This window comes from Streptomyces sp. NPDC054770 (assembly GCF_053611985.1).
In genome coordinates this window covers 70,540-84,311 of record NZ_JBSHBL010000026.1, presented here as the reverse complement: position 1 = coordinate 84,311, position 13,772 = coordinate 70,540, and the positions used below count along the sequence as shown (strand labels likewise).

The 13,772-nt window shown below is 69.9% G+C and carries 9 protein-coding genes and 1 tRNA gene; 3 read left to right on the top strand and 7 right to left on the bottom strand.

Annotated elements, in window-relative coordinates:
• The first annotated feature begins 15 nt into the window (after positions 1–15).
• Positions 16–1,086 (top strand): phosphoribosylformylglycinamidine cyclo-ligase, encoded by a 1,071-nt coding sequence (gene purM / locus ACWGKQ_RS23155; protein WP_453293841.1) that lies wholly within the window; start codon positions 16–18, stop codon positions 1,084–1,086.
• A 122-nt stretch (positions 1,087–1,208) separates the two neighbouring features.
• Here purM and ACWGKQ_RS23150 read toward each other — a convergent pair whose 3' ends face one another.
• Positions 1,209–1,475, bottom strand: coding sequence for a DUF3073 domain-containing protein (locus ACWGKQ_RS23150; RefSeq protein WP_189262707.1), 267 nt, complete (start codon positions 1,473–1,475; stop codon positions 1,209–1,211).
• A 300-nt stretch (positions 1,476–1,775) separates the two neighbouring features.
• Complete coding sequence (locus tag ACWGKQ_RS23145; RefSeq protein ID WP_453293840.1) at positions 1,776–2,867, bottom strand: Leu/Phe/Val dehydrogenase; 1,092 nt, start codon at positions 2,865–2,867, stop codon at positions 1,776–1,778.
• 253 nt (positions 2,868–3,120) lie between these two features.
• Here ACWGKQ_RS23145 and ACWGKQ_RS23140 point away from each other — a divergent pair, with 253 nt between their 5' ends.
• Together ACWGKQ_RS23140 and bldC are read left to right on the top strand one after the other, a co-directional pair.
• Positions 3,121–3,963: a hypothetical protein gene (locus ACWGKQ_RS23140; RefSeq protein WP_453293839.1), complete on the top strand. Its 843-nt coding sequence runs from the start codon at positions 3,121–3,123 to the stop codon at positions 3,961–3,963.
• Between the two features lie 656 nt (positions 3,964–4,619).
• Positions 4,620–4,826: a developmental transcriptional regulator BldC gene (gene bldC / locus ACWGKQ_RS23135; RefSeq protein ID WP_003949541.1), complete on the top strand. Its 207-nt coding sequence runs from the start codon at positions 4,620–4,622 to the stop codon at positions 4,824–4,826.
• Between the two features lie 519 nt (positions 4,827–5,345).
• Here the strand turns inward: bldC and ACWGKQ_RS23130 are convergent.
• From ACWGKQ_RS23130 to ACWGKQ_RS23110, 5 genes are all read right to left on the bottom strand, one after another.
• Positions 5,346–5,537 (bottom strand): DUF6274 family protein, encoded by a 192-nt coding sequence (locus tag ACWGKQ_RS23130; protein WP_453293838.1) that lies wholly within the window; start codon positions 5,535–5,537, stop codon positions 5,346–5,348.
• A gap of 631 nt (positions 5,538–6,168) precedes the next feature.
• Positions 6,169–6,243, bottom strand: a tRNA-Asp gene (locus ACWGKQ_RS23125).
• A 94-nt stretch (positions 6,244–6,337) separates the two neighbouring features.
• Complete coding sequence (gene hrpA, locus ACWGKQ_RS23120; RefSeq protein ID WP_453293837.1) at positions 6,338–10,282, bottom strand: ATP-dependent RNA helicase HrpA; 3,945 nt, start codon at positions 10,280–10,282, stop codon at positions 6,338–6,340.
• A gap of 202 nt (positions 10,283–10,484) precedes the next feature.
• On the bottom strand, positions 10,485–10,763 hold the full coding sequence (locus ACWGKQ_RS23115) for a hypothetical protein (RefSeq protein WP_453293836.1): 279 nt from the start codon (positions 10,761–10,763) through the stop codon (positions 10,485–10,487).
• A gap of 36 nt (positions 10,764–10,799) precedes the next feature.
• Positions 10,800–13,667, bottom strand: a complete 2,868-nt coding sequence (locus ACWGKQ_RS23110) for a PKD domain-containing protein (RefSeq protein ID WP_453293835.1) — start codon at positions 13,665–13,667, stop codon at positions 10,800–10,802.
• Positions 13,668–13,772: the final 105 nt, after the last annotated feature.

The following is a 13,772-nucleotide window of genomic DNA, read 5'->3' as shown; positions in this document are numbered from 1 at the left end:
GAAAGATCCCAGGCAATGTCTGAGAACTCTGTTCCCGGTGCTTCCTACGCGGCTGCCGGAGTCGACATCGAGGCGGGCGACCGCGCCGTCGAGCTGATGAAGGAGTGGGTGAAGAAGACGCAGCGCCCCGAGGTCCTCGGCGGCCTCGGCGGCTTCGCCGGCCTCTTCGACGCCTCAGCCCTCAAGCACTACGAGCGCCCGCTGCTCGCCTCCGCCACGGACGGCGTCGGCACCAAGGTGGACATCGCCCGGCAGCTGGGCGTGTACGACACCATCGGCCACGACCTGGTCGCCATGGTCATGGACGACATCGTGGTGTGCGGCGCGGAGCCGCTGTTCATGACCGACTACATCTGCGTCGGCAAGGTCCACCCCGAGCGGGTCGCCGCGATCGTCAAGGGCATCGCCGAAGGCTGTGTGCTGGCCGGCTGCGCCCTGGTGGGCGGCGAGACCGCCGAACACCCGGGCCTGCTCGGCGCGGACGACTTCGACGTGGCCGGCGCCGGTACGGGCGTGGTGGAGGCCGACCGGCTGCTCGGCGCGGATCGTATCCGTACGGGTGACGCGGTGATCGCCATGGCGTCCTCCGGCCTTCACTCGAACGGGTACTCCCTGGTCCGGCACGTCCTGCTGAACCAGGCGGGCCTCGCGCTCGACGCCCGTATCGAGGGCCTCGGCCGCACCCTCGGCGAGGAACTCCTGGAGCCGACCAAGATCTACTCACTGGACTGCCTGGCCCTGATGCGTACGGCGGAGGTGCACGCCTTCAGCCACGTCACCGGCGGCGGGCTGGCCGCGAACCTGGCCCGGGTGATCCCGGACCACCTGCACGCGACCGTGGAGCGCGCCACCTGGACCCCGGGCCCGATCTTCGACCTGGTCGGCCGCACCGGCAGCGTCGAGCGGCTCGAACTGGAGAAGACGCTCAACATGGGCGTCGGCATGATCGCGATGGTCCCGCAGGAATCGGTGGACGTGGCGCTGACCACACTGGCCGACCGCGGGGTCGACGCCTGGGTGGCCGGCGAGATCACCGAGCGCGGCGAGCACACCACCGGTGCGGAACTGGTGGGCGACTACGCATAGGCCCAGCCCCTCCGGCGTTTGAGGAGCGGGGTCCGGGGCGGAGCCCCGAAAGGCCAGCACAAAACCCGGTCCGGCATGGAATCCCGGACCGGGCAAGTGAAACGGCTAAACCGCCGTAGGCATCACGCACCGCGACGATGCTGGGAGTGCGGACCGGACTGGTCGTCCTCGTCCTCGTCCTCATCGTCGTCGTTATAGAGATCCGCGTACTGGGCGTACGGGTCGTCTTCGTCCTCGTCGTCGTCCTCGAACGGCTCGCCGTTCGGCGGCTGGCTCGAAGTCGATGCGCCCAGCTCGCTGGCCAGACGTGACAGGTCAGTCCCACCGCTGTTGTACTTCAGCTGGCGGGCGACCTTCGTCTGCTTGGCCTTGGCCCGGCCGCGCCCCATGGCTCGACCCCCTCGGTGACGGGGCTCGACGGCCCCAGAGTCTGACACGCGTTCATGATCCGGAACGGACTCTCCTCGGAGAGACCGGTCCGTAGGGCTTCCACGGTACCTGAGCCCGCGCCCATACGGTACGTCGCCCGCACCACGCGCCTGACTCGATGACCCGCGAGGCGCCCCGTCCCCGCTGGTCAACCACGATTTTAACCACTTCCTGGCGGGCGACCCGCCGACGAACGTGAGAGTTCTCTCGAACTGCCCGCCGGCAGGTACCGAAAAACCGCCCGGAAACCCGGCCGTCGGTCAGCGTCCACCCGCCGTTACGGCTTCGTGCATCCGCTGTTCGGCGATCCGGTCGGCCGCCGCGGCCGGCGGAATCCCGTCATCCTTCGCACGTGCGAAGATGGCCAGCGTGGTGTCGAAGATCTCCGCCGCCTTGGCCTTGCACCGGTCGAAGTCGAACCCGTGCAGCTCGTCGGCGACCTGGATCACCCCGCCGGCGTTCACCACGTAGTCCGGCGCATAGAGGATGCCGCGGTCCGCGAGGTCCTTCTCGACGCCCGGGTGGGCGAGCTGGTTGTTGGCCGCGCCGCACACCACCTGGGCGGTCAGCACCGGCACGGACGCGTCGCTCAGGGCGCCGCCGAGCGCGCAGGGGGCGTAGATGTCGAGGCCCTCGACCCGGATCAGCGCGTCGGTGTCGGCGGCCACCGCGACCTGGGGATGCCGGTCGGAGATCCGGCCCACGGCCTCCCGGCGCACGTCCGTGACGACCACCCGGGCGCCCTCCTCCAGGAGGTGCTCCACGAGGTGGTGGCCGACCTTGCCGACGCCCGCGATGCCGACGGTACGGCCGCGCAGCGCGGGGTCGCCCCACAGGTGCTGGGCGCTGGCCCGCATGCCCTGGTAGACGCCGTAGGCGGTGAGTACGGAGGAGTCGCCGGCGCCGCCGTTCGCGGGGGAGCGCCCGGTGGTCCAGCGGCACTCCCGGGCCACCACGTCCATGTCGGCGACGTACGTGCCGACGTCGCAGGCGGTGACGTACCGGCCGCCGAGCGAGGCCACGAACCGCCCGTAGGCGAGCAGCAGCTCCTCGGTCTTGTCGCGGTCCGGGTCCCCGATGATCACGGCCTTGCCGCCGCCGTGGTCGAGCCCGGCCATGGCGTTCTTGTACGACATCCCGCGCGCGAGGTTGAGGGCGTCGGCGACGGCCTCCTCCTCGCCCGCGTACGGGTAGAAGCGGGTGCCGCCGAGGGCGGGGCCCAGCGCGGTGGAGTGGATGGCGATGACGGCCTTGAGGCCGCTCTTGCGGTCCTGACAGAGCACGACCTGCTCGTGACCGCCCTGGTCCGAGTGGAACAGGGTGTGCAGGACGCCGGTGGAAACGTCGGTCACTGTGGTGACTCCCGGTTGTGTCGCGTGTGTCGCGGCGGTGGAAGCGGGGCTCCCGTAAGGGTGGCGGGGGCCGTGGCATGAGCGTAGAGCCATTGCCCGTACACCATCCGCGCAGTGTTCAGGATCACTCTCCCGTGCCGTGTGTGCACGTATGAGCGTGGGACGATTTGCTTTGGTTTCCGCGGCCTGCCCCGGCTGACTCCGTCGTGGGTTCCGCTGGTTTCGAGCCCGGTGCGATGGGGAGGGAGCAGGCGTGCCCAAGGTGTCCTCGGTGGTCGTCCCCTATGCGACGTACCTGCGCGTGTACGAGCCGCTGGCCGCCTTCCCGGCCCGGGAGCGCGAGCACTGGACGCGCTACGCCCGCCGTCCGGAGCGCCCCTCCTATCAGGACGAACTCCGCCGCTCCCTGGCCGACTTGCTGCCCACCCCGCCGGTCGCGGTGCCGGTGCAGGAGAGCGCCGACGCATTCGTCCTGGAGGTCGACGGCGTCGTCTGCGTCTGCCCGTGGCGGACCCGGCTGCGCGGCTGGCAGGCCCTCCAGGAGCTCTCCGACGAACTGCCGAAGCCGGTCCTGGACGCGATGCTCCCGCCGGTCGTGCGCCGGCAGGCCACGATGGACTACGAGCGCTGGCTGGTCCGCAACCCCGACTCCCGGCCCTGGATCCGCACCGCGACCTGGCAGGTGCCGCTGAACTGGTTCGTGCTGGTCTCCGACGAGGAGCGCCGGTACGAGAAGGGCACCGGCGAGATCCCGCCGCTGCTGCGCTACCGCACGCCGATGGTGCAGGCCCGGCGCCGGGTGGCCCGGTCGCTGCGCACGCTCAAGGACACCGTGGAGGAAGGGCCGCTGATCGACGGCCTGGTGGACGTCGGCCGCTGGCTGGAGGAGTTCCACCCGCGCTCGCTGGTCGAGCTGGACTACGGCGGTCTCGTGCACACCCTGCCGGCCGGGGACCTGGAGGACGACCATTCGGCGGCCGACGTGGCGGCCGGCATCGAGGCGCTGCGCGTGGGCGACGGGGCCGCGGCCGGGGAGGCGTACGGGCGGCTGGTGGAGCGGTGGCGGACGGTACGGGACCGCCGTTCGGCGAACTGAGTGCCGGGTCTGCCTGCCGGTCTGCGTGCCGGTCCGTGTGCCGGTCTGAGTGCGGATGCCCGCTGCTCCGTACTAAGTGACGAGGTGTCTGATGCTGTTTACAACCGGATGACACCTGCGTGACGTGTGTGCGGTGAGTGATGTACGTCACGGCCCAGAAGGCATGAAACAACGTACGTTGACGGCACTTCAGTGAACGCACTGGACGTTGGATCCCGATCCGGGCTTTTGCGTCAAGGGTGACGGATAGCACTTACACGGCTCTTGCGCCTCTTGCCACTCCTCGTGCCAAAATAGGACAAGGAGTCCGGGGAGGGCTCCATCCGTCCAAGTGTGGTGCACTGTGGGCGGATTCTCAGCATTACGTGCTTTGGGGGGTCTGGTGACTCCTGATCGTCCTGTGACTGATCGTCACAGAGGCGTGACTGTCCGCTATGGCATGGTCCATCGGCTTCCGCGGCTGATGCCTACCTGGGAGGGCAATTCCATCGGTTTGGCCGACGCGGCTGGACAGATGGTGTAGTTGTAGTGCCGAGGACAAGCCGTTCGTCCTATAACCGACTCGACTCGCGTCCGCCATTTCGGGCAACGCGGGTCAAGGTGCAGAATTTAGAGGAAAGAACCGAGAAGGTTCGGTTCTCCCGAGGAGGCCGCTCATGACCGCTCGCACCCCTGATGCCGAGCCGCTGCTGACCCCGGCTGAGGTCGCCACGATGTTCCGCGTCGACCCCAAGACGGTCACGCGGTGGGCGAAGGCCGGCAAGCTCACGTCGATCCGCACGCTCGGCGGACACCGCCGCTACCGCGAGGCTGAGGTGCGCGCCCTGCTGGCGGGCATCCCGCAGCAGCGCAGCGAGGCCTGACCAAAACTGAATAGCGGGCATACCGACCGGTCCCCCAATTGGCCGGGACGCCCGAAACCCTAGCTACAAGCGACGCGGGACCTGCCCCAACAGGGCCCACGCCCAGGCCGACAAGAACTTCTCAGGCAAGCGACACAGGGTGCGTCGTAGATCGCGCTGGACTCCGCCGGGTCCAGCGCGATCTTTTTTGTGCGCCCTTGGGGGCTTGGCCCACCGTGGCCGGCGGCTCTGTGAGCGGCCTTGTCGGAGTCTGGGGAGCGCTGTCGGATCCGCTGTGGAAGCCACCCGGAGAGCGGCCCGCGGGGGCCTCGCGGCGGGCTCGGGGTGGGTCCACAGGGTGGTGCAATTGCACATATTAAATTGACCAGTTGTAGGAAGGGGGTAAGTACCGCCCTTTCGGAAACTCATGCGGTGACACCCGTCACATACCGCACGGGTTGTTTGTACTCCGCGGTGTGCGATAGAGGGGCGACGCGGCGAACCGGACCCGCCACCGCCCCTCCCGGGAACGGCCGTTGGTCACACGCCGACGGGACCTTCGTCCTCCAGGGCCTCCTCGGGGGCCTCGGCGGTGTGCGGGGCGGAGTCCATGGCCAGCCGCAGCAGCCGGTGGCAGACCGGACAGTGGCGGGTCAGATGCCGGTACGACGAGGCGGCCGCCAGGTGGGCCCTCAGCAACGCCCGCGTCTCGTGCCGCACCGAAGCCGCCATACGCCACCTCCAGAAGGCCGCCGAGAAATCCAGGCCCTCCCTCCTGGTTAACCACCGAATGTGACCCCGTCAAGGGCCCCCGCTCGCCCTCACCGCCTACCTACGCCGCCCCCGTCCCCTCCTGCCGCGACGGTCCTCGGCCACGACGCCGGTTTCCGGCGGCGCCGGGCCTGCCGACTGCGGCCGGTTGGGCACCGCCGGTCCGCGTCGCTGTGGCGGCGCGCCGTGGCGGCGGAAATGGGGGTGGGCGCGGAGGAGGGGGTGCGGCGAAACGGAGTGGTCGGTCGGATTGCGCGACCGCCCCGGGCACCTGCCTTCGCGCTGCGCCGCCTGTCCCCGCGTTGCCCCCGTCTCGGCTGCGGCCTGCTTGCCTCCCCCGCCCCCTTTCCCGCCGCGGCGCCAGCCAGCCACGACGCCGGTTTCCGGCGGCGCCGGACCCGTCGGCTGCGGCCGGTTGGGCACCGCCGGTCCGCGTCACTGTGGTGGCGCGCTGTGGCGGTGGAATGGAGGTGGGGGCGGAGGAGGGGGTGCGGTGAAACGGGGTGGTCGGTTGGGGGTGTGGGTGGGAGGAGAGGTTCTGGGTACGCGAAAGGCCCGCTTTCCCCAGGGGGAGCGGGCCTTCGTGGTTGGGCGGTCCTGACGGGATTTGAACCCGCGGCCTCCACCTTGACAGGGTGGCGAGCACTCCAAACTGCTCCACAGGACCAGGTTTCGCGGCACTTTGTCTTGCGTTGTGCTGCGAGAAGGACTGTACAGGAGGGGGCGGGCCCTGGTCGAACTCACTTGGCGTGCCCGGTCGGTTACGGAGCAGCCGTGTCGATCGCCTTCACGATCCGCTTGTCGGAGACGGGATACGCCGTGCCCAGTGCGTGGGCGAAGTAGCTGACCCGGAGCTCCTCCAGCATCCAGCGGATGTCCAGGACCTGCTGCGGCACCGGCCGGCCCTTCGGGAGCTGCTCCAGGAGCCAGGCGTACTCGTCCTGCATCTCGTGGACCTTCTCCATGCGGGTGGTGTCCCGCTGGACGTTGGCCGGCATCTGCTGGAGGCGACGGTCGGCGGCGACCAGGTAGCGCATGAGGTCGGGGAGGCGTCGTATACCGGCCCAGGTAACGAAGCCAGGCTTCACCAGGGCGTCCAGCTGCTTGCGGACGTCCGTCAGGTTTGCCAGCAGCGCAGGGCTCCGTACGGCCTTCAGACGGCGCTCACAGGCCTGCCAGGCGGCGAGCACCTGCTGCACCTGCCCGACCGTGCGGACCGTCGTGTCGACGATCTCGGCGCGCACCTTGTCGTACAGCTTCCGGTACGACTCCTCGTCCCACACCGGCCCCCCGAAGTCGGCGATCAGTTTGTCCGCCGCCGCCATCGCGCAGTCGTCGAACAGGGCCTGGATCGTGCCGTGCGGGTTCGCCGACAGCGCGAGCTTCTGGGCGTTCGTCAGCTTCTCCGACGCGAACTTCGCCGGGTTCACCGGGATGTTGCGCAGGATGAGCCGCCGCATGCCCTTCCACATCGCCTCGGTCTGCTCCTCCTCGGTGTCGAAGAGGCGGACGGAGACCGTGTCGCCGTCGTCGACGAGGGCGGGATAGGCCTTGACCGGCTGGCCGGCCCGGCGCGTCTCGAAGACGCGCGTCAGGGTCCCGATCGTCCAGTCCGTGAGGCCCTTGCGTTCGAGGGACTCGCCGCCCTCGCGGGACGCGGTGGCGGCCGCCGCCTGGGAGAGGGCCTGGCGCGCCTTCGGCTTCAGCCGGAGCTTCAGTGCCTCCAGGTCCTTGTCCTCGGCCAGCTTCCGGCGCCGTTCGTCGACGATCCGGAAAGTGATCTTCAGGTGGTCGGGGACCCTCGCCCAGTCGAAGTCCTCGGCCTCGAAGGGCACGCCGACCATGCGCTTCAGCTCGCGCGCCATGGTCACCGGCAGGGGCTCCTGCAGCGGCACCGCCGTGTCCAGGAAGCGCTTCGCGAAGTTCGGCGCCGGCACGTAGTTGCGGCGGATCGGCTTCGGGAGGGTCCGGATCAGCTCCGTGACCACCTCGTCCCTGAGGCCCGGGATCTGCCAGTCGAAGCCCTCGTCCTTGACCTGGTTGAGGACCTGGAGCGGGATGTGGAGGGTCACACCGTCGGCGTCCGCGCCCGGCTCGAACTGGTAGGTGACCCGGAACTTCAGCTGCCCCTGCCGCCAGGAGTCCGGGTAGTCGGCCTTGGTGACCGCCTCCGCCGACTCCCGGATCAGCATCTCCCGCTCGAAGTCGAGGAACTCCGGCTGCTCGTGCCGCTTGTGCTTCCACCAGGAGTCGAAGTGGGCGCCGGAGACGACGTGTTCGGGCACCCGCTGGTCGTAGAAGTCGAAGAGCGTGTCGTCGTCGACGACGATGTCCCGGCGCCGGGCCCGGTGCTCCAGCTCCTCGACCTCGCTGAGCAGCCTGCGGTTGTCGGCGAAGAACTTGTGGTGGGTCCGCCAGTCGCCCTCGACCAGTGCGTTGCGAATGAAAAGCTCGCGGCTGGTCTCCGGGTCGATCCGGCCGTAGTTCACCTTCCGGTCGGCGACGATCGGTACGCCGTACAGCGTGACCTTCTCGAACGCCATCACGGCCGCCTGGTCCTTCTCCCAGTGCGGCTCGCTGTACGTCCGCTTCAGGAGGTGCTCGGCGAGCGGCTCGACCCATTCCGGCTCGATCTTCGCGTTGACGCGGGCCCAGAGGCGCGAGGTCTCCACCAGCTCCGCCGACATAACGAACCGGGGAGTCTTTTTGAACAGCGCGGAGCCAGGGAAGAGCGCGAACTTGGCGCTGCGCGCCCCCAGGTACTCGTTCTTCGCGCCGTCCTTCACATCCTTCATGCCGATGTGGGACAGCAGGCCGGCGAGCAGCGAGACGTGCACGCGGTCGGCGGGGGCGTCGTCCTCGCTGAGGTGGATGCCCATCTGCTTGGCGACCGTGCGCAGCTGCATGTAGATGTCCTGCCACTCACGGATGCGCAGGAAGTTCAGGAACTCCTGCTTGCACATCCGCCGGAAGGAACTGGAGCCGCGCTCCTTCTGCTGCTCCCTGACGTATCTCCACAGGTTGAGGAAGGCGAGGAAGTCACTGGTCTCGTCCCGGAAGCGGGCGTGCTGCTGGTCGGCCTGGGTCTGCTTGTCGGCCGGGCGTTCGCGCGGGTCCTGGATGGAGAGCGCGGCGGCGATGACCATGACCTCGCGGACACAGCCGTTCTTGTCGGCCTCCAGGACCATGCGGGCGAGCCGCGGGTCCACGGGCAGCTGGGCGAGCTTGCGGCCGGTGTCGGTGAGCCGCTTGCGGGCGTCCTTCTCGGCCGGGTCGATCGCGCCCAGCTCCTGGAGCAGCTGCACACCGTCGCGGATGTTGCGGTGGTCCGGCGGGTCGATGAACGGGAACTTCTCGATGTCGCCGAGGCCGGCCGCGGTCATCTGGAGAATGACGGAGGCGAGGTTGGTCCGGAGGATCTCGGGGTCCGTGAACTCCGGGCGGGAGACGAAGTCGTCCTCGTCGTACAGCCGGATGCAGATGCCGTCGGACGTACGGCCGCAGCGGCCCTTGCGCTGGTTGGCGCTGGCCTGCGAGATCGCCTCGATGGGCAGCCGCTGCACCTTGGTGCGGTGGCTGTAGCGGGAGATACGCGCGAAGCCGGGGTCGATGACGTACTTGATGCCGGGAACGGTCAGCGACGTCTCGGCGACGTTGGTCGCCAGAACGATCCTGCGGCCGGTGTGCGGCTGGAAGACGCGGTGCTGCTCGGCGTGCGAGAGCCGGGCGTAGAGGGGGAGGACCTCCGTGAACCTGTAGTTCTTCCTGGTGAGCGCGTCGGCGGTGTCCCGGATCTCCCGCTCCCCCGAGAGGAAGACGAGGATGTCCCCCTGCCCCTCGCCCTGGAGCTCCTCCACGGCGTCGCAGATGGCGGTGATCTGGTCCCGGTCGGTGTCCTCCGCGTCCTCTTCGAGGAGCGGCCGGTACCGGACCTCCACCGGGTACGTCCGCCCGCTGACCTCGATGATCGGGGCGTCGCCGAAGTGCCGGGAGAAGCGCTCGGGGTCGATGGTCGCGGAGGTGATGACGACCTTGAGGTCGGGCCGGCGCGGCAGCAGCTGGGCGAGATAGCCGAGCAGGAAGTCGATGTTGAGGGACCGCTCGTGGGCCTCGTCGATGATGATCGTGTCGTAGGCGCGCAGCTCGCGGTCGGTCTGGATCTCGGCGAGCAGGATGCCGTCCGTCATCAGCTTGACGAAGGTGGCGTCGGGGTTCACCTGGTCGGTGAAGCGGACCTTCCAGCCGACGGCCTCCCCGAGCGGTGTCCGCAGCTCCTCGGCCACCCGCTCGGCGACGGTACGGGCGGCGATGCGGCGGGGCTGGGTGTGCCCGATCATGCCGCGCACGCCCCGCCCGAGCTCCAGGCAGATCTTGGGGATCTGGGTGGTCTTCCCGGAGCCGGTCTCACCGGCCACGATCACGACCTGGTGATCGCGTATCGCCTCCGCGATCTGGTCCTTCTTCTGGCTGACGGGCAGCTGCTCGGGGTACGACACGGCGGGCACGACGGTGCGCCGGCGGGCCATCCGTTCCTCGGCCCTGGCCACCTCGGCCTCGATCTCGGCGAGGACGGCGGCCCGGGCCTCTGGTTTACGGATCTTGCGCGCGCCTTCCAGCCTGCGCCCGAGCCGGTGCGCGTCGCGCAGTGAGAGCTCGGTCAGGCGAGGGGCGAGGGGGCCGAGGGCGGGGGCAGGGTGCGTAGACATACGCGGTCCAGGATCTCACCTCGGGGAAATTCATGGCGAACGCTTTTGCCTCCGGCGGTTTGGCCGGTTGTTACGGGGGCCGAGGTAGTGGTTCGGGTGCGGGTGGGTGGGGGCTGAGCGCGCAGTTCCCCGCGCCCCTTACGGGGCGCTGCAGTCGCGTCAGCTACAGCGGCACCCGGCGAGCGCCGGTGAGTGAAAGCCCCTACGGGGTTCGCTGGGTAGGGGTTGTGGGTGCGGAGGCGGCTGCTGCCATGGACTTCGCCGTGTTGGATACGGCCTTGATCCCCAGGTACGCCGTGGTCATGCTGCTGACCGCCGTGAAGGCGGCGCTGAGGACGCCGATGATCACGGACTCGTTGCCGTTGAGCCGCCAGACGCCGAAGACGGCGACCCCGGCGATCGCGAGGTTGCTGACGACGACGGCGAGCAGGCCGTATCTCGCACGGTCCTTCTCCAGCTGTATGTCCTGGTCCCGGTTCATCTTCCCCACCCTGGTGACGTCTCGACCCGCCAGAACCTAGCGGAAGACGTCGTAGTCGCCCAGCAGGTCCGCGTACACGTCCACCGAGGTGGCACCGGCGTTGTAGAGGTCGATCTCGCCGTCGGTGCCGACCTTGACCAGCGCGCGGTTGGCCGTGGTGTGAGCCTTGGTGAAGTTCAGCGAGTAGACGCCGGGGCGCGGGGTGCCGTCGGGGTAGGCGACGAGGTAGCCGCTGCCGGACGGGGCGGGCACCGTGAGGTTCAGGTCGGCGGCGGTGACCCCGGTCGCGGGGACGCCGTGGGCGCCGGTGACCTTGAGCTTGAGGGTGGCGTGGGCGGCGAGCCTGGCGACCTTGCCGGTGCCGGTTCCGGTGCGGGTGTTGAGGATGCGGGCGGGGGTGACCGGAAGGAACTCCGAGCCGTTCGCGGCGGTGCCGTACCAGCCGGCGAGGTCCGCCACGAGGTTCGCCGACGCCTTGCTGTCGTTGTGCAGGACGACCTTGCCGTCGTACACGGGGATCACGACCTGGGAGGTGGCGGTCTGTCCGGTGGTCCAGTAGGGGCCGTTCACGACGGAGTCGTTGGTGCTGTGCGTGGCCACGGTGAGGTCGCCGGACGCCTTGGTGGTGGTCGCCGTGACGTCGAGGACCACCGCGGTCGCGTTCGCCGGGACGCCGTGGGTGCCGCCGACGGTCAGGGTGAGCGAGTGGCCGCCCGCGACCGGGCTCCGGGTGCCGCCGGTGCCGGTGCGGGTGTCGAGCAGACGGGCCGGGGTGACCGGGTGGTAGGTGTCGGCGTACTGGGCGTGGGACTGGAGGCCGACCGTGGCGACGTTGACCGTCACCGCGCCGGAGCTGCCGTTGTAGAGGTCGACGGAACCGGTCGGGGTGACCTTCACCGTGGTCTCGGCGGTGGTCGTACGGCCCGGCTCGAAGGTGGTGTCGCCGGTGCCCGGGCGGCTGGTGCCGTGGGGGTAGAGGGTGAGCGCGCCGCTCGCCTTCGCGTTGCTGGTGACGAGCTGGAGCTGCACCGCGTCCACGCCGTTCGAGTCGGCTCGCAGCGTGGCCGCCGAGAGCTTCAGGACGCCGTGCGCGGCGATCGTCTTCTCGGTGTCGTACTGCGGGGTCATCGCGACGAAGGCGTCGGCGGCGTGGAAGGTCGTCCTGGCGGTCGTGGTCCGGCCGAACAGGTCCGTCTGGGTCAGGGTGGCGGTGTAGGTGCCGGGGGCCGCGTACTGGTGCGTGGGCCGCGCCGGCTCCTGGGCGTCGGAGAGCAGGTTCTCCCGCGTGCCGTCGCCGTAATCCAGGGTGCGGTACGCGACCTCCCACGGGTCGGCCGGGGCCGCCACCGTGAACTGCGCGGACCCGGCGTCGACCTGTCCGCTCGCGGTGTCCGGGGCGACGGACAGGGCGGTTGTGGGCGGGGTGGCCGTACCCGCCGCCACCCCGGCGTAGGACTTCTCGGCGCTCGTCCCGTCGGGTTCGGTGAAGGTGATGCGCGTGGTGTACAGCCCCGGCGTGGCGTAGGTGTGGGCGACCGGGATGCCGGGGGTGCCCGTGGCCGGGTCGCTGCCGTCGCCGAAGTCGACCGAGTAGGCGAGCGGCGCGCCCCAGGCGCTGGTGGCGTCGGTCTTCATGGAGATGCCGAGCGGCGCGAGCCCCTTCGGGGGCGTCGGATCGTCGTCGGCGGAGACGGTGAGGGTGTCCTGCCGCTCCAGGGCGCCCCGGTCGGGGCGGCTCGTGCCGTTGCCGGTGTCGGCGACCAGCAGGTCGTCGACCCGGGGGTGGCCTTCCTGGTCGGTGGTGAGTTCGCCGGGCGCGGTGGCGTCGGCCGAGTCGATCAGGGGGGAGTGCTCGGACGGCGTCCCCGGGGGCGCGGTGATCCCGTCGAGGTCATGGGTGCCCTGGCCGGTTCCGCCCCGGAACGCCGCGCTGGTGGCGTAGGAGGTGCCGGCCCAGGAGTACTCGGTGCGGGCCGGGGTGGAAGCGGACCCCCCGCTCGCCGCCACGTTGTAGTCGGCGGTGACCCGGCTCGTGGAGTCGGCCGACATCGCGTAGAGCGGAGCGGTCGGCGCCGGGCAGGCCTTGCTCTGCATCGAGTTGAGGGTGATGGCCACGTTGTTCTCCACCACCCCGGAACTCCCGCCGTCCAGCGAGATTCCGGCGGCGCAGGGCGTGAAGACCGTGTTGCTGGTCACGTCGGTGTCGGTCGCCCCCGACACCGCGATGCCGCCCTGCTGCTGCGTGAGGATCACGTTGGTCGTCACGGTGACCCGGGCCGCTCCCGACTCGACCCGCACGCCGTATGCGGTGCCGGCGTAGATCGAGGTCCGTGACACGGTCACGTCCGAGGACGTGCCGTCCACACCGATCGCCGTCCCGGTGACGGGGACCGTCGGGGCCGAGTTGGCCACGTTCAGCCGGTCGAGGGTCACATGGTCGGACCCGGTCACCGCCACCACGTCCGAGTGGTGCTCGTCGCTGAAGGCCAGCGATTCGACGCGTACGTCGTGCACGCCCTTCAGCGTCAGCGCCGGTGCGGAGGCGGGCGTGGCGAGGACCGCCTGCGAACGGCTCGTGGGGAGGGGAGCCCCGCTGAACGTGATCGGTTCGTCGCTGGTCCCCGACCGGGTGAGGGTCACCGCTTGCGAGTACGCGGAGAGGGAGGACCCCAGGATCCGGACCGTGTCCCCTGGCTCGACCACGTCCGCGGCGGCCTGCACGGTGCAGAAGGGCAGGCTCTGCGACCCCGTCCCCGTGTCGCTGCACGCGACGTCATGGTTCACGTACAGCGTTCCGTCGGCCTCGGGGGCCGCCGTCGCCGTGCCGCTCCCCCAGCCGCTCATCGCGCCCACCGCGACGACCAGGGCGAGGGACAGTCCTACGGCGGGGCGGGATCTGTGCATGAGGTCTCCACGGAGCGTTCGCGGGTGCGGTCACGAGAACGCCGGAGGAGGCAGGTCAGGTCAGCGTTGTCATGCAGCAGTCATGATCGCAGCCCGACTTCAAAG

What these genes read in the sequence shown, in the direction of transcription:
- bldC (WP_003949541.1), top strand. Translation starts at nt 4,620, where the DNA reads ATGACCGCTCGCACCCCTGATGCCGAGCCGCTGCTGACCCCGGCTGAG.
- ACWGKQ_RS23150 (WP_189262707.1), bottom strand. Translation starts at nt 1,475, where the DNA reads ATGGGGCGCGGCCGGGCCAAGGCCAAGCAGACGAAGGTCGCCCGCCAG.
- purM (WP_453293841.1), top strand. Translation starts at nt 16, where the DNA reads ATGTCTGAGAACTCTGTTCCCGGTGCTTCCTACGCGGCTGCCGGAGTC.
- ACWGKQ_RS23115 (WP_453293836.1), bottom strand. Translation starts at nt 10,763, where the DNA reads ATGAACCGGGACCAGGACATACAGCTGGAGAAGGACCGTGCGAGATAC.
- ACWGKQ_RS23110 (WP_453293835.1), bottom strand. Translation starts at nt 13,667, where the DNA reads ATGCACAGATCCCGCCCCGCCGTAGGACTGTCCCTCGCCCTGGTCGTC.
- ACWGKQ_RS23130 (WP_453293838.1), bottom strand. Translation starts at nt 5,537, where the DNA reads ATGGCGGCTTCGGTGCGGCACGAGACGCGGGCGTTGCTGAGGGCCCAC.
- hrpA (WP_453293837.1), bottom strand. Translation starts at nt 10,282, where the DNA reads ATGTCTACGCACCCTGCCCCCGCCCTCGGCCCCCTCGCCCCTCGCCTG.